Origin of the sequence: Brevibacterium iodinum ATCC 49514, from assembly GCF_900169265.1 — a bacterium.
GTDB classification, from domain to species: Bacteria; Actinomycetota; Actinomycetes; order Actinomycetales; family Brevibacteriaceae; genus Brevibacterium; species Brevibacterium iodinum.
Genome location: NZ_FXYX01000035.1, coordinates 1 through 18,943, shown reverse-complemented (window position 1 = coordinate 18,943; position 18,943 = coordinate 1). Strand labels below are relative to the sequence as shown.

16 protein-coding genes are annotated in these 18,943 nt (G+C 62.4%); 7 read left to right on the top strand and 9 right to left on the bottom strand.

Annotation, left to right across the window (positions count from 1 at the left end):
• Both BI49514_RS15440 and BI49514_RS15435 read left to right on the top strand, forming a co-directional pair.
• Positions 1 to 201: transposase (locus BI49514_RS15440; RefSeq protein ID WP_145996179.1), on the top strand; the 201-nt coding region annotated here is incomplete at its 5' end.
• A 19-nt stretch (positions 202 to 220) separates the two neighbouring features.
• A complete protein-coding gene (locus tag BI49514_RS15435; RefSeq protein WP_101547340.1) occupies positions 221 to 1,339 on the top strand; it encodes an NAD(P)/FAD-dependent oxidoreductase in 1,119 nt (372 codons plus the stop codon).
• Between the two features lie 63 nt (positions 1,340 to 1,402).
• Here BI49514_RS15435 and BI49514_RS15430 read toward each other — a convergent pair whose 3' ends face one another.
• The gene (locus BI49514_RS15430; RefSeq protein ID WP_257904141.1) at positions 1,403 to 3,028 is read right to left on the bottom strand and encodes a hypothetical protein; all 1,626 of its coding nucleotides are present in this window, start codon (positions 3,026 to 3,028) and stop codon (positions 1,403 to 1,405) included.
• A 162-nt stretch (positions 3,029 to 3,190) separates the two neighbouring features.
• On the opposite strand from BI49514_RS15430, the gene BI49514_RS15425 reads away from it, so the two are divergent.
• Positions 3,191 to 4,384 (top strand): YbfB/YjiJ family MFS transporter, encoded by a 1,194-nt coding sequence (locus BI49514_RS15425; protein WP_101547339.1) that lies wholly within the window; start codon positions 3,191 to 3,193, stop codon positions 4,382 to 4,384.
• Between the two features lie 293 nt (positions 4,385 to 4,677).
• Complete coding sequence (locus BI49514_RS16620; RefSeq protein WP_162835624.1) at positions 4,678 to 4,821, top strand: GPGG-motif small membrane protein; 144 nt, start codon at positions 4,678 to 4,680, stop codon at positions 4,819 to 4,821.
• A gap of 175 nt (positions 4,822 to 4,996) precedes the next feature.
• Here BI49514_RS16620 and BI49514_RS15420 read toward each other — a convergent pair whose 3' ends face one another.
• A complete protein-coding gene (locus BI49514_RS15420; protein WP_244194990.1) occupies positions 4,997 to 6,058 on the bottom strand; it encodes a hypothetical protein in 1,062 nt (353 codons plus the stop codon).
• A 399-nt stretch (positions 6,059 to 6,457) separates the two neighbouring features.
• Between BI49514_RS15420 and BI49514_RS15415 the strand changes: the two genes are divergently transcribed.
• The 3 genes from BI49514_RS15415 (at position 6,458) to BI49514_RS15405 (ending at position 9,264) form a co-directional block, all read left to right on the top strand.
• Complete coding sequence (locus BI49514_RS15415; RefSeq protein ID WP_208634964.1) at positions 6,458 to 7,243, top strand: BPL-N domain-containing protein; 786 nt, start codon at positions 6,458 to 6,460, stop codon at positions 7,241 to 7,243.
• A 237-nt stretch (positions 7,244 to 7,480) separates the two neighbouring features.
• Positions 7,481 to 8,230 (top strand): YceI family protein, encoded by a 750-nt coding sequence (locus BI49514_RS15410; RefSeq protein ID WP_101547338.1) that lies wholly within the window; start codon positions 7,481 to 7,483, stop codon positions 8,228 to 8,230.
• A gap of 110 nt (positions 8,231 to 8,340) precedes the next feature.
• Positions 8,341 to 9,264 carry an LCP family protein gene (locus BI49514_RS15405; RefSeq protein ID WP_101547337.1) on the top strand — a complete coding sequence of 308 codons (924 nt, stop codon included), beginning with the start codon at positions 8,341 to 8,343 and terminating at the stop codon, positions 9,262 to 9,264.
• Positions 9,265 to 9,289: 25 nt separating this feature from the next.
• Here the strand turns inward: BI49514_RS15405 and BI49514_RS15400 are convergent, their stop codons facing one another.
• The 7 genes from BI49514_RS15400 to BI49514_RS15370 form a co-directional block, all read right to left on the bottom strand.
• Entirely contained in the window at positions 9,290 to 10,180 is an 891-nt protein-coding gene (locus tag BI49514_RS15400) for a DUF6270 domain-containing protein (RefSeq protein ID WP_101547336.1), read from the bottom strand.
• Positions 10,177 to 11,376, bottom strand: coding sequence for an ABC transporter ATP-binding protein (locus BI49514_RS15395; protein WP_244194989.1), 1,200 nt, complete (start codon positions 11,374 to 11,376; stop codon positions 10,177 to 10,179). Before BI49514_RS15395 ends, BI49514_RS15400 begins: the two co-directional genes overlap by 4 nt.
• 94 nt (positions 11,377 to 11,470) lie before the next feature.
• Positions 11,471 to 12,352, bottom strand: coding sequence for an ABC transporter permease (locus tag BI49514_RS15390; RefSeq protein WP_101547334.1), 882 nt, complete (start codon positions 12,350 to 12,352; stop codon positions 11,471 to 11,473).
• Positions 12,349 to 14,094, bottom strand: coding sequence for a glycosyltransferase family 4 protein (locus BI49514_RS15385; protein WP_101547333.1), 1,746 nt, complete (start codon positions 14,092 to 14,094; stop codon positions 12,349 to 12,351). The genes BI49514_RS15390 and BI49514_RS15385 overlap by 4 nt, the downstream gene beginning before the upstream one ends.
• Entirely contained in the window at positions 14,091 to 15,452 is a 1,362-nt protein-coding gene (locus tag BI49514_RS15380) for a glycosyltransferase family 4 protein (RefSeq protein ID WP_101547332.1), read from the bottom strand. The genes BI49514_RS15385 and BI49514_RS15380 overlap by 4 nt, the downstream gene beginning before the upstream one ends.
• Entirely contained in the window at positions 15,449 to 16,486 is a 1,038-nt protein-coding gene (locus BI49514_RS15375) for an MraY family glycosyltransferase (RefSeq protein WP_101547331.1), read from the bottom strand. Before BI49514_RS15375 ends, BI49514_RS15380 begins: the two co-directional genes overlap by 4 nt.
• Positions 16,486 to 18,300 carry a nucleoside-diphosphate sugar epimerase/dehydratase gene (locus BI49514_RS15370; RefSeq protein ID WP_257904140.1) on the bottom strand — a complete coding sequence of 605 codons (1,815 nt, stop codon included), beginning with the start codon at positions 18,298 to 18,300 and terminating at the stop codon, positions 16,486 to 16,488. The genes BI49514_RS15375 and BI49514_RS15370 overlap by 1 nt, the downstream gene beginning before the upstream one ends.
• Positions 18,301 to 18,943: the final 643 nt, after the last annotated feature.

Sequence of the window (18,943 nt, the reverse complement as noted above, 5' to 3'; positions counted from 1 at the left end):
ACGTTGAAGCGTCGAGCTGCTGATGTGCTCGCGTTCTTCACCCGACCGGGAACGTCGAACGGTCCCACTGAAGCGATCAACGGCAGACTCGAGCATCTACGCGGGTCCGCGCTGGGATTCCGCAACCTCACGCATTACATCGCGAGGTGTCTGCTCGAGTCCGGTGGCTTCAGACCGGTTCTACACTCTCAATTACGATGAGCCAGGAATATCGCCAACTATGAACACGATGAAGATCGCCGTCATCGGCGGAGGAATCGCTGGTGTCACCACTGCCTACGGACTGGCGCGACGGGGCGCGACGGTCACCCTGATCGACGATGCCGCATCCGGTCAGGCGACAGCTGCCAGCGCCGGGATCATCGCTCCCTGGGTTTCTTCCTCGAGCGGTGCCTTCTATGAAGCGTACTCAGCTGGAGGCAACTACTATCCGGAGTTCCTCGCCGGGCTCCATGACCTGGGGATCCCCGAACTGGGATACAGGCGATCCGGTGCCCTGATGGTCTCGCGAGACGATGCAGAACTCGACGCCGTCGAAGACCGGGTAGCCCAGCGCATTGCTGAGTCCGGTTCCGTCGCAGGAACGCTGGAGCGCGTAGACAGCACACAGGTCAACGAACTGTTTCCCGCCCTGTCCACCGAACTGACGGGTTTGTACGTCTCCGGCGGCGGACGGGTCGACGGCCGCGTTCTCCGGAATGCGACGTTGAGTGCCGCAGTCCTTCTAGGGGCCGAGCACTGCGAGGACGCAGTGATCGCGATCAATCCCCTCGGCGACACCGGATGGCGAGTGCAGACGATGCGCGGTCCGATCGACGTTGACTCTGTCGTCGTGGCAGCAGGGGCAAGAACTCCAGAACTGCTGCTTCCCCTCGATGTGAACTGCGCTGTGAGCCCCCAACGCGGACAGATCACGCATCTGAACCTTCGTGGAGTGAACACTTCACAATGGCCGACGGTCCACCCCTTCACACCCAACTACATGACCCCGTTCGATGATGGCAGGATCGCGGTCGGCGCAACCCGCGAGACCGGGAGCGGCTACGATCCCCGCGTCACCGCCGCAGGACAGATGCAGGTCCTCCGGGACGCACTGGATTTGGCGCCCGGACTGGCCGATGCCACAGTCATCGAGACCCGAGTGGGCATTCGCCCAATGGGTGACGACAACCTGCCGATCGCCGGAGAAGTGCCGGACAGATCAGGCTTATGGACGATGACGGGCTACGGCGCGGGCGGGCTGACGCTCGGGCCGCTGCTGGGCGATGCCGTCGCCCGCAGCATCCTCGGAGACCCCGCACCGGAGCTGACGGCGTTTCCCACAGCCACGCCCATGTGAAGGAGTCTTCAGCACGGCCGGCTATGGGGCGTGCGCGGAGAAAAGCGGTCCGATCGGCCCACCTCACCCCTTGCGCATAATAAAGACCGTCACGGAGCTCCCAGCCAGGTCGATCCGCAGCTTTCCGTCGTCGCCCATCCCGCCGCTCGGAGTAGCCGACGAGCTGGTGGCACCCGCCCCAGCCGACGCGCTCGCCGATGCCCCCGAAGCCCCGTCCCCGCTGAACGGCACATCATCAGGCAGCGGGTTCGCCGGCACCACCTGAGTCGCGTTCTTCACGTCGTTCGAGGCCCCATACACCTGCGAGGCCGAATCGACAGCAAACCCCGACGGCATCCCCAGCGTCACGGGATTCCCACCCACCGACGCCGCATCGTTCGCATTGATCACCGTCGTCACCAGAGTCTTGCCGTCGTTCTTCACCACGGTGTAGGCGCTCATATTCCCACCACCAGACACCGAAGTCTGAGTGAAATGCCCGCCGACGCTCGGCACCAACAGCCGCAGCCCCAACATATTCGGACGAACTTGAAACGCATTCGACCGGTCCCCGAGTTCGGCCGGATCGCAGATGAGCGACATCGGCGCTCCCCCATTGCACGCACCGAGCATCGAATGCATGGCCATGCGCTCGACGCCGAGCGTGGCCGCATACAGCGTGTAATCAGCCGCCCACAGCGCCGAAGCGTTCGTCAGCGACGTGTCATTCGTCCCCGGGCAGCTCGTCGGCCCGGTCTCCTCCAGCCACAGCGGCACACCGGCCGCATCGGCCTTGGACTTCCCGATTCCGAGGTTCTTCTTCGCCGCCTCCTTCGCCAACGGGACGATGAGGTTCGGCGCCTGCGGACCGCGACCGGGCACCTTCGACGAATCACAGTCGTAGAGCTGATACCAATGCTGCGCAAGCGCGGTCTTGTTCTTGACATCAGAGTCCAAGAAAGCCGTCATCCACGCCCCGTCGTAGACATCGGGACCGATGATCGGCGCCTCGGGCCGTTTGGCATGGATCGCCTTGGCATACGCCTCGAGCTGACCCACGTACTTGTCTTCGTTCCAGCCATCCTCCCGGACGGCACCGTCGGGAACATCGTCGACGGTATAGCCATTGGGTTCATTCCCGATCCCCAGACCGATGAGCGAATCGCCGAGGATGTCGACCGCATGCGCGGCCATGTCGGCTCCCCGCTCCGGATCGTAAGTGCCGAGGGGCACGCCGAGGGTGACCGTCGACCCGGTGGCGTCGACGAGCTTCTTCAGTCTCTTGAGGTCATCAGGAGTGATCGTGGTCTTCTCGCCGTGCTTCGGCGCCTCCCCCTTCGACGTCCAGAACGTCCTCCGGTCGAGGGCATTGCCGGCGAACCGCAGCGCCGGAGACCCGAGCGCGTTCAGCTGCTCGTCGAGGTTGGACTTCGCCGGGTCGAGCCGCGGGTCGGCAAGGTCGGTGGCTTCGAAGGAGACTCCGATGTTGTCGGACCTGAAGCTCGGTCCCGTCTGTTCAGCGGTCGCGGTGATCGATGCGGCATCGCCCGAGGCGCTGTCAACATTCGCCTGCTCGAATTCGGTCGGCGTGGGGCTCGGCTCCGGGGACTGGTTCGAGGACGACGAACCGTCCGGATCGAACCATGAACATCCCGACAGCACGAGGGCCAGCGCCACCACGCTGCCCTGGATACTCCTTCTGAGGTTCACTCCGACAACTCTGCCCTGTCCCCGCAGAATCGACAACTTCCACAGTGCCTTTCGAGAGGCCTCCTGTCCGAATCCCCACCCGCCGAGGCACCCGCCCCGCGCTCATGGCATCGTAAGGGTGGAGCCCACGCCACCTGAGCCCACCCGAGGAGAGGAACCGCCGTGCCCGATAGCATCGCCAGGCCCTCCCTCACCCCCATTCGCGGGGCGCTCGGCCTCTCGGTGGCGATGGGCATGGGCCGGTTCTTCTACACCCCGGCACTGCCGCTCATGGTCGCAGCCCTCCACTGGAGTTCCGCTCCCGGCGCATGGATCGCGACCCTGAACTACGTCGGCTACTTCATCGGCACCCTCGTCATCGCCCAAGGCTGGGTCGAACCCAACCGGTTCGTCTACCGCCTCAGCCTCATCGTCTCCACCGTGGGCCTCGCCGCGGTCGCGCTGACCCCGAACCTCATCTGGCAGGGCGGCATCCGCACCATCGCCGGAATCGCCTCGGGGCTGATCTTCGTGTGCGTGACCCAACGCATTCCCGCGAACTCCCGCAGACCGCGCGACGGCGGCATCTCCTACGGCGGAGTCGGCTTCGGCATCCTCGTCTCCGGAGCCATCGTGTTGATCGCCGGCAACGTCGCCGATTGGCGGCAGCTATGGCTCATCTGCGCGGCCGTGTCCGCGATCTTCTCCATCATCGCCTGGACCTGGCCGATCCCGGCCCGAATCCGACCGCACACCACCCCCGCCGAGGCGGCCGAACCGACCGAGACCACCACCGACCACTCCCCCGCCCACGCTTCGACCCTGTTCGAGGCCAATCGCCGCCGAGCCATGGCCATCCTCTCCACCGGCTACTTCTTCCAAGGGGGCGGTTACATCATCATCGGCACCTACCTCGTCGTGCTCGCCGGTCCCGTCTTCGGAGCGACCGCAGCCGCCTCGACGTGGCTCATCGCCGGGATCGCGACAGCGGTGTCTCCCCTGACGTGGTCAGCGGTCGCCGCGCGCATCGGCACAGTCAAGGCTCTGACTCTCTGCTACTGCCTGCAGGTCTTCGGCGCCCTGCTCGCCGTCTTCGGCTCCACGCCGATCGTGCTGATCATCGCCGCCGCCCTTTTCGGCTTCACCTTCATCGGAGTGGTCATGATGACGATCGGCGTCGGCACACAGATGGGTGTCGCGAACGCCTCGGCGAAGCTGACCTCTTGGTACAGCATCGGTCAGATCGTCGGGCCGGCCATCGTCGCGGCGGCTCTGAGCGAGCACATCGCCGCCGCGTTCATCGCCTCGGCGATCGCTCTGGCCATCGCCATGGCGCTGACCTTGGTCGGCGTCCTCACCGGCAATGTCGACCGCTGACGCCGGACGATCGGGTCGGCTCTCTCACACCGCCGTGGTCCTGCCGATGATCCTTCTGTCGGGCGGGGGAGGTGTCATTCGCAGTGTTTACGCTGTAATCTTCTCGACGAGTGTTGTTCTAGGTCACCAGACCCGGCGGATGTAGCGGCAGCTGGAATCGCATCCGCTGACAGACCAATGAAGGGGCAGCTCTCCAACGTCGGCTGAGTTCAGCCTCGGCGTTGCTCAGATTCGTCACCAGCTTTCGATCCGGTGGTGCCGCGCTCACAGTGAACCGATAAGGAAGTGAAATTATGGCTATTGTCCTATGGATCCTCGCCGCGCTGCTCGTCGTCTCGGGCGTATTTGCAATCCTGCGCAAACAGATTCTTTGGGGCGTCGTCCTCATCGTCGTCGGCTGCCTCGTCGGCCCAGGAGGGGTGAGCATCTTCGCCTGATCTTCTCCCGTCTTCACGTGAGGTGCTCTCCTGAAAGGGCGCCTCACGTGAAGACGGGTAGGTGGGAGCGGTCACGACCTCCTGCATTCCCCGAACTACGTCATTCCGCGGGCCGATGGGGGTCACCGGGGTAGGTCGTCATCAGATATCAGGAGGTCTGACTGACGTCATCGGTTTAAGGGCCGTTATCGGTGTAGACCCGTTGGCGCATGCGCTGTCCGTGAGTCAGTCGTTTCACATCTAAGTCAGAGTCGAAGCTCGCGCCGATACCGCCGGCAACGACGCCCATCGCTGCGCTGAGCCAGGCGATATCGAGATAGTTGGCGACCGTCGCCTCCTGCTGGATCTGGGCTGACATGAACTCGGGGTCGATGACGACGAGGCCGCCCAGCAGAATGAAGCCGACCAGTCCAGCGTAGAGCGCGAGCACGGTGATCAGCAGGGTCAGGACGGTCGACAAGTTGTAGTACATCACCACCGTCGCCAGGTTGTCTTTGCGCGGTTCGTCCCAGAGTTTGTGGTTGACGATCAGCCAAGTGACCATGACCAGGATGGCGGCCGCGCCGATCGAGAGCAGCCGCGCGGCGGACAGGTAGGTCGACATCTGCCAGATGGAACTGTAGAAGATACCGAAAGCTCCCGTGGCCGATGCCGCGGCGAGGGCGCCCGAAAGCTTCGGGGCAGTGCGCCACGGGTCGTTGGCTATCGTCATTCCCAGAATCAGACGTGGGCCTCCGGTGATGGTGTGGGCATGCAGCGACTGGCGCTGGGCGTCGTTGCTGTCGGACCAGTCGGACCCGCGGAGCAGAAACCCACGGGTCTTGTCTTCGGGATCCCACGGCACCAGCTTGTTGACCGAGCTCATCAGCACTCTGATGATCCGGCGCTTGGTTGACCATGCACCCAGAGTGGGACAGGACACGATCGCCAGATTGCTGTCGGAATGCACCTCGGCGATCAACGGAGAGCCTTGTGTATGGCGCGGGATCTCGGTGAGGATCAGGACGATGTTGACGTCCGGGTAGTCGGCCCGGATGTCTTCGACAGTACTGAGGTCGAGTTCACTTTCCGGTGTCAATCGGATGGTGTCAGTCGCCGTATGCAGGGTCGTTGTGACCCCATACGCGTCTTGCAGAAGACTTTCGAGGCGCTGCTGGATAGCGGCCGCTCGGCGGCTGGGCAGGCCCGGGTCGGCCACGAGGAGGACTTGTAGGGCGCCTGAAGAGGTGTCGAGCAATTTGATCCTTTTCAGCTCAGTGAGCTGTGAGAGGCTGCAGTGGGTGGTGAGAGGCGGAGGCGTTCAATGAACTCGTCGAGGGCATCGTCGAACTGGCGTCGGCGGTGTTCCTCCCTGAGCAGGTCACTCAGCGCGTTCACCGTGGGATAGTGCGACAAGTCGGAGTCGTCAGCGGGCCTCTCGTAACCTCCTCTCGCTCCTCCGGCGCGATTAGCGCGTAAACTCTTTTACGCTATGTGATCCAGGCTACATCGGCCCCGCGGCAACGGGAACCCCCTGCAAATGTCGCCGCAGACCCCTCGCACTGACCCACAGTGCCTGCTAACTTGATTACATCGTAAACTTCATAGGGGTCGACATGAAATCCGCAGTCAAAGAACTCCAGGACCATACGCAGTGATGGATGAAGTGAAACGCGCGGGCATCATGACCGCCCCCATCCGACGAGCCGTTGCAGCTCTCTTGGTCGGTCTCTTCACCGCGGCCGCCTCCGTGGGCTGTGCCGCCGCAGACACTTCAAGTCCGGATTCCCCGCTCGTGGCCGTGTACCGCGGTGAGGCCGCGTGCGACGGGTGCCCCGCGACGGTCGCACAACGGCTGAGAGCCTCGTTCACCGACGCCGAGGTGGTCTTCATCGGTCGCGGTGAACGTCTGCCGCTGCAGGCCGATTCCCTTGCAGACGTGGATCTCTACGTCCAACCCGGTGGCGGGGATGACATCGACGCTGCCGCCGAAGCGCTGCCCCCTCGATTCGTCGGGGGCCTTGAACAGTATGTTGCAGCCGGCGGTCGTTACCTCGGTCTGTGTATGGGCGCCTACCTGGCGGGGCCGGTGGCCTTCCGCCTCGTCGAATCGGATCTCGACGGTGAGGTCGGCCGTCCCGAATTCCCAGTCACCGACAGCAGAGAGACCGTGGTCGACGTCGCGTGGGACGGTCATCATCGCCAGACATTCTTCCAAGAGGGCGCAGTCCTTCCTCCACCCGAGGATCGCGCCGACGTGTTCGCGCGCTATGGCAACGGCGACATCGCCGCAGCACGCTACGACCACGGTGACGGTATGGCAGGTCTGGTCGGCCCGCACCCCGAGGCTGACCAGACCTGGCTGGACGAGGCGGGAATTGCCGATCCGGACGGAGACGACTGGAATTACGCCGTCCCCTTCGTCGCAGCACTGTTGGATTGACTTCGATACGAGGGCGAAAATCGAGTCTGCGGCAGGTGATCTCTGAATCGGACGGTCGGGGGTCGACGTCAGCGCCGCCATCGCCTCACCAGCCCGCACCGAGGTGGCACGCACCCGACCGCCCGTGTAAGACTACGTAGGCGATTGCTTTTTCAATGATCGCTCGATCTGCGAATTGGCACACCGACTACGACAGCCTCCCCAGAGGAGCGCGGAGGAACCGAAGGAGCTGCCCCCATGACAGAAAATCCTGGGATCATAGGTCATTGGGACATCGATCCCTCACATTCTCGACTGGGATTCTCCACACGCCATGCCATGGTGTCGCGTGTGCGCGGAGCGTTCAATGATGTCTCCGGCTTCGCCGACATCGCCGAGGATCTCGCCGACTCGAATGCCGAAGTCATCATCCAGACCGCGAGCGTCGACACCCGCAGCGCGGACCGGGACACCCACCTGCGCTCGGCTGACTTCTTCGACGTCGACGCCTACCCGGAGATCCGCTTCTTCTCCTCCGCCATCGACGAGGTGGACGAGGGCTCCTATATCGTCACCGGTGAGCTGACGATCCGTGACATGACGAAGACCGTGTCCATCCCGCTCGAGCTCATCGGCGTCGAGTCCGATCCCTTCGGCAACCTGCGCGCCGGCCTCGAGGGCTCGCGCCGCATCGACCGCAAGGACTGGGGCGTGACCTGGAATACGAAGCTCGATTCCGGTGGCGTACTCGTCAGCGACAAGATCACGCTCGAGTTCGAGCTCTCCCTGATCAAGAACGTCGCCGAGGATGCCCCCACCGATGCTCCGGAGAATGCAGCATCGGTGGCCCCAAAGGCAGAACCAGCCAACACGGAGTTCCCTCCCCCGCCACCGGTCAAGCCAGCCGAAACTCCCGCTGACAAGCCGGCAGAGAAGGCGCCAGAGGCTAAGCAGTCGGATGCTCAGTCGTCCGGCGGTGGCCTCGGCAAGCTCTTCGGCCTCCGCTGAGTCCAGCACTACAGTCTTCACCGCGGGTGGAATCGGTACGCGTACCGATCCCACCCGCGGCTACTATTGAGACCAGCACCAAATGACCGGACAGAGGAAGTAGGACTGCCATGGCCAAGCTGACGAAGATGGTTTCCGCCATCGGTTCTCTCAAAGACCTCAACTCCGCCCGCGCCGAGTTCGATGACGCGTCGAAGACCATCCCCGCCGAGGCTGCCTTCCCACCCGCAGACATCCGTCCAGCCGCGGACGGTTCCCACACCCTGGTGCTTCGGGTGACGAATCCCGTAAACCTCGCCGAAGCGGCTCCGCAGGCCACGAGTCAAGGTGACACGTTTGCGGTCATCCACGTTCCCGCCGCCGGTGATTTTGCGGCAGCTCTTGTTTTTAATCCCTCCACTCAGGTCGAGGCAGGTCAGACGTTCGGCACCATCGCCGACGAGGGCGGCTGGCCGGTCGTCGTGGCGATGGCCGAGGAGTTCCTCGGCATCCGCATCGATCACATCGCGCAGCTGGAAGCAGACGCGCTCGGTCGCGTCATCGACGAACTCGGTGGCCTGCAGGTCTACAGTCGCGCCGCTTTCAGCGCTGGCGGTACCGACTTCCTCGAGGGGACGAACAACCTCGATGGAGCAACCACGTCGATCTTCACTGCGGCCGACCCGGTCGATGATGCCGGTCAGACGCGAACCCGTAATCAGCGTGCGGTCGTGCGCGCGCTCGTCCAGGGGTTGAAGTCGGGCGGATTGGTCAAAGATCCGAACAAGGGCGCGGCTGTGCTTGGACATTTCGCTGCCGGGACTCAGCACAATGCTGAGCTGACCACGGGTGAACTCGTTAAGATCGCCAACAGCCTCCGCACGCTGCAAAATGACGACATAGCGGTCGTCACCGTTCCTACGAGATCGCGTCGCGAGGAAGACGGCACAGTCATCATCGATTTCGACCCCGAGGCGGTGCCAGCGCTCAAGAACGCATTGGCCAGCAACGACCTCGCAGACTTCTTCCGATACCTCGTCTCCCTGGGGTACTGAGACGTGCAGTCTCGCATTCGCCGTTTCACTCGTCGTGAGTCGACGACGTGCCACGCCTTTCCACCAGGTCGCGGACGCTTTGTACGATCGACCTGTAGTCCTCGTCCCGGTAGTGGAACGGCTGAGGCCCCCATTTGTGGTCTCGGTTGATCCGGACTTGGCTGCTGGCCCTTGTGACTGTTGACTTCACCATAGACTGAGCGAATCTGCGGTACCGGACAAAGTCTGCATTGGCAGCGACTGCCCTGTCTGCATATTCTTCTGCTTCTGTAGGTCTGACGTTTCGCAGGCTGGACAATGCTTCGGCAATCCCTTCCCCACGCGTCAATCTGCGGTTAGCCTCGCGGCTACCACGTTGCAGCCGTCGCCAGCTGCGACCCAACTTCGCCAGACTGTCGCTTTGCGGGTGCTGGGCACCGTCAACGGCTCCGGCCCACTCGATGTCGAGTAGAATAGTCTTCTCCCACAACCCAGCACCTTTAAGCCCATCAACAAGCTGGATAAAGCCAGACTTCCATCGGTCGAAGTGTTCTTCATCTCCGAATTCAATGAGTCGCGCACCAGCCCGACGTGCGTCGCGGGCGGCACCACAGGACTCGACTTCGATTGAATTCGTCATGGTCGTACCGTCAGGAAACTCCCAGAACCCCCGTCGTTCGTCGACCAAGTCGAGAAGAACGACATCGAGGTCGCTCGCGGTGTGAACGATTCGTTCGAGACCTGAGCCATGGAGATCGTTAGTGACCATTCGCTCCTGGAAAGCGGAGGTCAGTTCACTCAGATCGATTCCTTCTGCCCCGTGCGGAGACTCCAAACTCGTCACCGAGTGCCGGGCCACGTAAGTCACGACCTCGGCTTCAGGCATGAACTCCACAGAATCACGGCTCACACATGAACCGAAGATCGCGACCTTCATCGGCTCGAGTCCTGGTGAACAGCAGAGGCTTCGTCTTCTTGCCGCATACGCTTCCGTTCTTCGTATCGCTCGTCAGCGATCTTACGGGCACGAGAGGCCAGCCTACGACCAGTGAAGTCTTCTGCGGCTGCAATCGATGATGCTCGATCATCCGGATTCGCTGCCCGCAGAACAACCCGCTTCCTACTGGGATTCAATCGCAGCGGTGGAGCATCGGTGATTCGCGGTGCGCTCACTGCCTGAGAGGCCGGTTTGGGCAGAGCCGGGAATTTGGCTTTCGGCATTTCGGCGTCGAAGGATTTGGGCCAGACCTGCTCCTCGGCAGCGGCCAACATCGGAGTCGGCGTCTCTTCGACTTCGTCGACCGTGTGCTGCCGCTTCACATGACGTGCTGGAGCGGCTTTCTTCTTGGTCGGGCGCGCTGCGTGCCGCGGGATGGGATTCTTGATGAGTTCGGGTTCGAGGATGTTGATCTCCTCTTTGACCGCGTTGCTCACCACATCGGCAAGGAGCTTGTCCGCTATGTCTTCCTTGCCCTTGGCAACATTCCACGCCCACCAACGGTACTTCTCAGCGACGGCCTCGGCAGGACCGTTCATGAGGATCTCGCCTCGATGCATCCAGACTGCACGGGTGCACAGCTCCTGAATCACTTTTGCGGCATGATTGACGAGGAGAACCGTTCCGGCTTCGGCGAGGAGTTCGTCCATCGCGCGTTCACTGCGCTCGGCGAAGGTCGCGTCGCCGGTTGACAGGGCCTCGTCAATGAGCAGGATCTTCGGTCGCGCTGCCAAGGCAATGGCGAACCGCAACCTTGCGCCCATCCCCGACGAATAGGTACCCATCGGCCGATGGATTGCCGAGCCCAAGGCCGAAAGCTCAACGACATAGTCAAAGGCCTCGGCCGCCTCCTCGGGAGACAGGCCCATCGCCAGACATCCGAGGCGCACGTTCTCACTGCCCGACAGCGCGGGTTGCAGGGCAGCGCTGACACCGAGCAGAAGCGGCTGATAACGGACGAGAATGCGACCTCGATCCGGTTGCTCGACCCCGGCGACATTGCGCAGGAAGGTGGACTTTCCAGAACCGTTGGCTCCGACGATTCCCACCATCTCTCCTTCGCGGGCAACGAAGTTGATACCACGAAGGGCACGAACCGTGGTCTGGCCCTGGCGGCCGACGACGGCGTTCGTCAAACGCCGCAGCCCCCTTGCTCGGTGGCTGGGGTCATTGGTATTGACGGTATAGCGAACCTGTACATTTTCCGCGATGATCGTGGGGTCATGAAGTTCAGAGTCGACCATAGTTTTCCTCCCCCCGCCAGAAGAACAGGAAGCCGAAGATCAGCAGGCCGAATGCCCAGGCTGAACCGACGATCCACATCTTCGGGTCCGAATCGACTCCGTAGAGCAGAGAATTGCGGACCAAAGTCAGGTATGCGTGCATCGGATTGAACTGCATAACCTCCAGAAGCAACGGGTGCTTGCCCAATCGATCTTCGATGGAGAAGAACACTCCGGACCCGTAGAGCCAGAACCTGCTCATGATCGACATAAAGTTCGTGAGGTCCGGGATCTTGTGTCCAAGACGAGCTAGGAAGCAGGCGAGACCGACGTTGAAGATCGTCTGCAGAATTATGACGGGGATGACGAGGATGACACGCCAGGTGATGACTTCGAGCGGAGGCACGACCGCCAGCACGATGACCATGACGAGCAGTGTCGGCATGAAGTCGAGGAAATTGCGGACCACAGTAGAGATCGGAAGCGCAGCACGGGGGAACTGGAATCCCTTGATCATCGACGCACCCGAGCGGATCGCTCCGGTTCCGCCGGTCATGCACTTGCCGGTGAACCCGAAGAAGAACACTCCGACGACGAGGAAGCCGAGGAAGTTCGGAACTCCTCGAGAAGTCTGCAGAATGAATCCGAAGATGAACCAGAATGCGAGCACCGACAGCAGTGGATTGAGGAACAGCCAGCCGTATCCGAGGATGTTCTTCCGCGTCGAACTCGACATCTTGGCTCGGGACTCGGCGATGATGAAGTGCCGACGGTTCCACAGCGCGGCGAGGTAGCTGCTCAGACTCGTCCGCCGACCGACGGGTACGAGGCCTTCGCTCGAAACGGACGGGATCGAACTCAGCCCAAGGGGGTTCTTTGTCTCACTCATCGCGCATCACTCCCCACGAGTTGGGAATAGACCTGCCCATATCGTCGTCCGATTTCCTTCCACCTGCGAGTTGCAAGAACGTGTGCTCGTCCATTGTCTCCGAATCTGGCTCTCGCGGTGTCATCGGAGGCGAGCTCGGACAGCAGTCCCGCGAGTTCCTGCGGGTTCTCCGGCGGTGTCACCAAGCCAGCGTTGTCCGGAACCAGTTCACGCAGTGCCGGCAGGTCGGAGATGACCACGGGTCGCGCAAGGCCCATCGCTTCGATCGGTTTGATCGGAGTGACCAGACGGCAGACCGGTTCGTCCTTGCGCGGTACGACAATGGCATCGAGCGCAAGTTGGTACTCAATTGCCCGAGCTTGTGAGACCCGGCCGGTGAAGACTGCGTTCTCTCCCAGACCTGCGGCTCGTTCTTTCAGTTCCGGCAGGGCGACACCGTCGCCGGCGATGAGGAGACGCAGGTCCGTGCCCTGGCTCCGGGCCAGGATGACGGCGTCGACGAGGTCGTCGAGGCCCTCATAGCCGACGATCGAGGCCGCCGTTCCAACCCAGATTCCGTCCTCGGGCAGGCCGAGGCCTTTTCGCACAACGGCCGGAGTGCGGGTGACATCAGTGTCGACGACGGCTTCGGAGACCGAATTCGGAATGAGAGTGATGGTTTCGGCCGGCACTCCCCCGGCGATCAGGTGCTCACGCATCGTCTCGCCCAGGGTGATGACTGCGTCGGCCGCCGACGCGACTTCGATCTCCTTGGCCCGCATGAGTGCGAAGCGTTGGCTGTTCCGTCGCGCGGAACGCTCTTCCGGGCTGCTTCCTGCTGCCGCCCACGTCTCTTCCAAGACACCGCGGACTTCGTAGACCCATGGCAGGCCCGCTGCCTTCGCGGCCGCACCAGTGGCCAAGCCGTTGACGTAGTGCGTGGTGGTGTGGAGGATCTCTGCTCCGCGTTCGTGCGCTTCAGAAGCGATGTGATTCGCCTGCTCGCTCAGCCGTTCGGATGGCGTGGGCCGCGGTCTCAATGGCACGTCGCGGATATATCCGACTCCGTCGACGACTTCGACCGGCCCCTGGCTCAGTCGTCCGATGGTGACGGGATACGACGGGCGGGTGACCGCAGCCACTTGGTGGCCAGCATCCCGCAGAGTGGTGAGGATGGCATGTGAGCGGTAGGCATAGCCGGAGCGGGTATGCGGCAGGGAGTTCGTCAGCACGTGCAGAACCGTCGGCTGCCGACTTCGATCACGTTCCGCATTACCGCGTGCCCGGCGAGCCGTGATGTGGCTGGAAACCTCCGGCCACCAATGAGGCTGCAGACATTGTCGCTCATCGAGCAGTCGTGTCCGCCGAGCGCCGTCAGGCAGAACTGCGATGGCTTCGTCGATGTGCCCCTTGGTCCACTCGATACGTGAGCTCAGTGCGCGTGCACCGGGAATAGCAGCTGCGATCGACTCGGCTTCGTCGAGGAGGCCCAGATTGAGTGCGATCTCACCGAGAAGGCGTGAAGGCGAAGGAGAGCCGGCAACCAATGACTTCGCCGTCGTCTCTTCTCCGAGCAGCCACGCAGAAGCCGCCCGGCTGGCGTCGCCCGGCAGGCGTCCGAGTGCATGTCCGACGAAACGCGAGGCTGGTCCCGGCAGTCGACGTGCCAACTGCATACCGAAGAACACGCGGTCGTCGTTGATATGCCCGGCCGTGGTCAGGGCAACGTTCGTCAGCTGTTGGGCGAGGAAGCGCAGGTTCACGACACCACCTGCTCGAGGACGCGTTCGTACGTGCGCCCCATTGCGGCTGCCGAAGCATGTCGAATCACCCAGTCACGCGGGTTCATGCCCGCGGGGGGATTCATTCCGAATTCCTCACCGGCTTCTATTCGCGATCGCATCCGCGTCATTGCCGCTGCCACTGACTCGGTGTCTCCGGGGACCGCAACTTCTCCTGCCGAGGTGCCCGTGATGATGTCGGCGGCCTCACCGGCGACGACACCGAGGACTGGAATTCGACGAGCCATCAGTGAGTAGAGCTTTGACGGCACTGTGCATTCGTAGGAGTCGAGTGAGCTGAGGCTGACCAGCCCGGCATCTGCCCACTCCCAATGGGCCGCCAGTTCGGCGCCTGCGATCTGGGGATGGAATTCCACCGGCACCCCATTTGCGGCAGCGACGGCCTTGAGTTCGACAGTGTCGACGCCGCCGCCGACGATGCGCAGTCGCACACCCTCGGTGCGGGCCAGTGCACGAATCGAGGTGCTGAGGTCCTGGGAACGTCCGACAGTGCCCACATACAGCAGGTTGAGTCCATTGCGGTCGGCAGCAGTTCTGCCCGTGGCATCGACCCCGGTAGGGCTCGTCTCCACCGCGGGAGGAACGAGGGGAATCGCCCCCGTGGCGGTCAGCCCGGACGCACCTTCCAATTCCGCCAGCGATACTCCGCTGCGGACGACCTCGGCGGTCACCCCACGCTGTTCCAAACGACGTTTGAAACCCTCCGTAGTGACGACGACGACCGCCGCGCGCCGTTGAGCACGGGTGAGCAGGTCCGGCAGAAGGCGATGTTCGAGACGCTGCGTCAGCGTTCCGGGAAGATACTTACCAACAGCTCCCGTCACCAGGTTCATCTCCGAAATGAGGTCAGGCCATGCATCCCGGACTTCAGCGATATGCGGCACCCGCAGCAGTCGCGACAGAGTGTCGCCGGCCAACAGAAACGGCAGTGCCGGAGTCGTGGAGACGATGACATCGGGGCGCATTCTTCCCCGCAGCCGGTCGATGACTACCGACATCGCACCTGTTGCCGACACCGTCTGGTCGAGCAGCTGACGAGCCATCGACGATCCGCTGTGCAGGTACGGCACGCGGAGGATCCGCTCACCGTCGATTCCGGTGTCCCAGGTACCGCCGAGGCGCACGTCGACTCGACGGCGCCCCCGCCCGACATTCGAGCCGAAGAAACCGTTCCGGTCGGAATACGGGTAATGCGGGTGCGGTGCCACCGTGATGACGTCGTGTCCTGCGGCGCGCAGATGGTCGACGAGGATGCGCCACCGTCGCTGCGGTGCGCCGACCTCGGGATAGTAATAATGACTGAGCAGAACGATTCTCATGCGGTGACCGCCTCCGTACGGGCTCGACGGTTCAACCACATGGGCAGAAGCGCGTAGAGGGCGAGCAATCCGACCCAGAACACATGGGCCGGGTACGTCGTCGCCGTATTTCCGCTGATGAGGGTCGGAACGGCCATAATGCAGGCAAGGACGCTCAGCGCGGCGTGGAAAAGCGAAACGGAGCTGTGCGGCCACCCTGCCTGCTGAATCCGCTGGTAGATGTGTTCCCGGTGAGGCAAGAGAATGTTCTCTCCTCGGAAGAGGCGCAGGACCAGAGTGAGTCCGACGTCGAAGAAGACGAAGATCATCGGGGCGATGATGACGACGATCGGTACGCCCTGGACGAATAGCCAGACTGCGAGAGCGAAGACGGCCGCTCCGATTCCGTAGCTGCCCGTGTCTCCGAGGAATGCCTTGGCCCGACCGAGGTTGAACGGGAGGAAACCGACAGCAGCACCGGCCAGCGCCAGAGCGAGCAGAGCGATATCGTTCTCACCCACCCAGGAGCCGACGAAAGCGAACCATCCGGCTGTGACGATGGTCCATTCGGTGACATAGCCGTTGAGTCCGTCGACGAAGTTCACGGCATTGACTGTAGTCACTCCGATGACGGCGAAGGCGATGACGTGGGCGATTCCCTGTGTCGAGAACATGGCGATGATCGCGCTGAACAGCAGAGCCAGGATAACCTGTCCGATCAGCCGTCCGGCGGGGCGCAGGGAGTCGAGGTCGTCGCTCATCCCGATGGCCGAATAGCACCAGGTCAGCACCAGGAAACCGACTGGCAGGAGGACGCCGCCGAGGCCGAAGACCCCGTCTTCGCTGACGCTCCAGACTATGGCGAGAATCGTGGCTACGGAGATTCCGCAGCCGATGGCAATTCCCCCGCCGCGGACGGTCGACAGCGTATGCGAGGAACGGTGAGAGGGGACATCGACGACCCCCGCTCGGCGCAGCAGCGGAAAGGCGACGAGGGCGCTGAGAACCGTGACCACCGCGGCCACAACCAGGATCACCAGCGACTGCAGACCCATCAGAGGCCGACTCCGGTGTCATGAGGATCTGCTCCCGGCTCGGAGGCTTTTGCTGACGTCGTTGCCGGTTCGATGGCCGCCGTCGCGTCTTCGGTGACCGGGACCGCCTCGGAGTCGAGGAGGCTCGTCAAGCGCTCCTCGAGGACCGATCTGTGAGTGAATACCTGCGGGTCACGAGATTCGGCGACCAGAGCACCGAGCTTCTCCAGATCGATCGGAGCAATCGGGACCTGAGTGATCAGCGGATGATTGGGTCTGCTGTCGACTTCACCCGGCGACAGCAGCGCTTCAGTGAGCTTCTCCCCCGGGCGCAGACCGGTGTACACGATCTGCGCATCGCTGCGGCCCGACAATGCAATCACGCGCCTGGCAAGGTCAGCGATGCGGATCGGTTCGCCCATGTCGAGGACCAAGGTCTCTCCGGGGCCACCAATCGCCGCAGCCTGCAGAACGAGCTCACACGCCTCATCGGCAGTCATGAAGTAGCGAGTGACCTCGGGATCGGTGACCGTGACGGGATCACCAGCCGCGACCTGAGCCACAAAGGTCTCAAGCACGGACCCCCGGGAACCAAGAACATTACCGAAGCGCACTGACATGTAACGCTGTCCGCTTTCCGCAGCAACAGAGGCGATCGCCCGCTCGATCGAAAACTTCGTCCGTCCTAGCACCGACGTCGCACCTGCAGCTTTGTCGGTGGAGATATGGACGAAGGCATCGACGTCGTGAGCTACCGCCGCGTTGAGCAGATCGAGACTGGCTCCGACGTTCGTGCGCACTGCCTGTTCCGGGAATCGTTCAAGGAAAGTCAGGTGTTTGAGCGCCGCTGCGTGGAAGATGATGTCCGGCTTCGACTCGGCGACTAGGGCATCGATGAATGCCGGATCTCGCAGATCGCCGAGGACGAGGTCATCACTGGTCAACAAGGCTGAACCTTCGAGACCGAGCTCGGTGGCGTGCAAACCGGATTCATCCCGGTCGGTCATGATGAGTCGGGACGGATCGAAGCGGGAGACCTGACGGCACAGCTGTGAGCCGATGGAACCACCTGCTCCGGTGACGAGTACAACCTTGCCGGTGATCGCCGAGGCGATGTCGTCGATATTCGTCGAGATCGGTTTGCGTCCGATGAGATCTTCTAGGCTGACATCGCGGAAACTTCCGTGACGCAGGTCGGCAACGCCATGCGCGTCCGGCTCGGGACGGGCCAACGCGGAGTCCGAGAGCTTCGGCATGATCTTGATCTCGACTGGCCGGGATTCGAGACGCGAAGCGATTCGGGAGAGTTCCTCGGGAGGCATATCAGAGATCGCAATGATGACGGCCCCAGCACCTGTGCGATCAACATGGGTGGCGATGTCATCGATCGGTCCGAGCACGCGAGTGCCGTTGTAGCGCAGATGCCGCTTGGCAGGGTCGTCGTCAACGATGCCGACAGCGACGAATTCGTTGTGCGAGTCCTGAGCGATCATGTCTAGAGCGAGCATGCCCTGGTTTCCTGCGCCGACGACGATCGTGGGCCGGGACGCACCGGACGTGGTGAGGCTGCGTTGCCTCATGTTGCGGCGAATCCAGTTCTCGAGGCTCTTGACTACGACCATGAGCGCTCCCGCCGTGATGGGGACGCTGGTCGGGATGAGTAGCTGACTGGCGAGGACAAACTCGGTCACCCACATGATGCCGACGCCCACAGCAACCGTTCCCACAATGGCAGCGAATTGATCGGTCGAGCCACGCCTGTAGCGTCCGCGGTAGATCGCCAGAGGCCCGCCGATAAGGAATACGATCAGGCCAATCACCGAACAAACGAACATGCCTAGCACATTTACGAGATGGGTGTGGAAGTCGTATCGCACCAGCGTCATTGCTACGACGAGAAATGCGAATATGAGACCGTCTAAGAGTGACAGCGCCATGGCTCTGCCGCGCCGCCTCATTGGGGTCTGTGAGGGAGAGGGCCCGGAGTTGCTTCCCACTGTCCTCTTTTCGTCCGACTTTCATGTACCTGTGGATGCCGACTGGACCGTCGCTCCTCAGACATAACTCGTCAATTGTACTATCCGGCGCGCCCGCCGCCGCTCACCAGCGAACCATCAATTCCCGGACCTGCAGCGGCTGAACAATCGTTAGATAAATTGCGCGCGCCAGTGACATTCGCAACAGCGCCCCCGAATCATCAAACCGTCATACTATAGGAGTCTAAAAATACATGCACCGTCGCAATGGGCTATTCACAAAATGTTCATCATTGTCCAGTTGTCGTTGGCCGGTGTCCCTTCAGCCCAATCCGGCTCTTCGTAATTGAGAGTGTAGATCGGTGATTCCAGGACACGGCGAGTCGCTGCGCGGATAGACGTCGAGGTCTTCCGATGATGGAAGTTCTCACACAATCCATCCGAAAGACCTCGACGTGGCCAAGCCTACTTTCTCGACCCCTGACCTCACGACATTCTGCCG

Coding starts and splice junctions, on each gene's coding strand:
- BI49514_RS15370 (WP_257904140.1), bottom strand. CDS start 18,300: ATGTTCGTTTGTTCGGTGATTGGCCTGATCGTATTCCTTATCGGCGGG.
- BI49514_RS15375 (WP_101547331.1), bottom strand. CDS start 16,486: ATGGGTCTGCAGTCGCTGGTGATCCTGGTTGTGGCCGCGGTGGTCACG.
- BI49514_RS15405 (WP_101547337.1), top strand. CDS start 8,341: ATGGCCAAGCTGACGAAGATGGTTTCCGCCATCGGTTCTCTCAAAGAC.
- BI49514_RS15380 (WP_101547332.1), bottom strand. CDS start 15,452: ATGAGAATCGTTCTGCTCAGTCATTATTACTATCCCGAGGTCGGCGCA.
- BI49514_RS15415 (WP_208634964.1), top strand. CDS start 6,458: ATGGATGAAGTGAAACGCGCGGGCATCATGACCGCCCCCATCCGACGA.
- BI49514_RS15400 (WP_101547336.1), bottom strand. CDS start 10,180: ATGAAGGTCGCGATCTTCGGTTCATGTGTGAGCCGTGATTCTGTGGAG.
- BI49514_RS15435 (WP_101547340.1), top strand. CDS start 221: ATGAACACGATGAAGATCGCCGTCATCGGCGGAGGAATCGCTGGTGTC.
- BI49514_RS15390 (WP_101547334.1), bottom strand. CDS start 12,352: ATGAGTGAGACAAAGAACCCCCTTGGGCTGAGTTCGATCCCGTCCGTT.
- BI49514_RS16620 (WP_162835624.1), top strand. CDS start 4,678: ATGGCTATTGTCCTATGGATCCTCGCCGCGCTGCTCGTCGTCTCGGGC.
- BI49514_RS15410 (WP_101547338.1), top strand. CDS start 7,481: ATGACAGAAAATCCTGGGATCATAGGTCATTGGGACATCGATCCCTCA.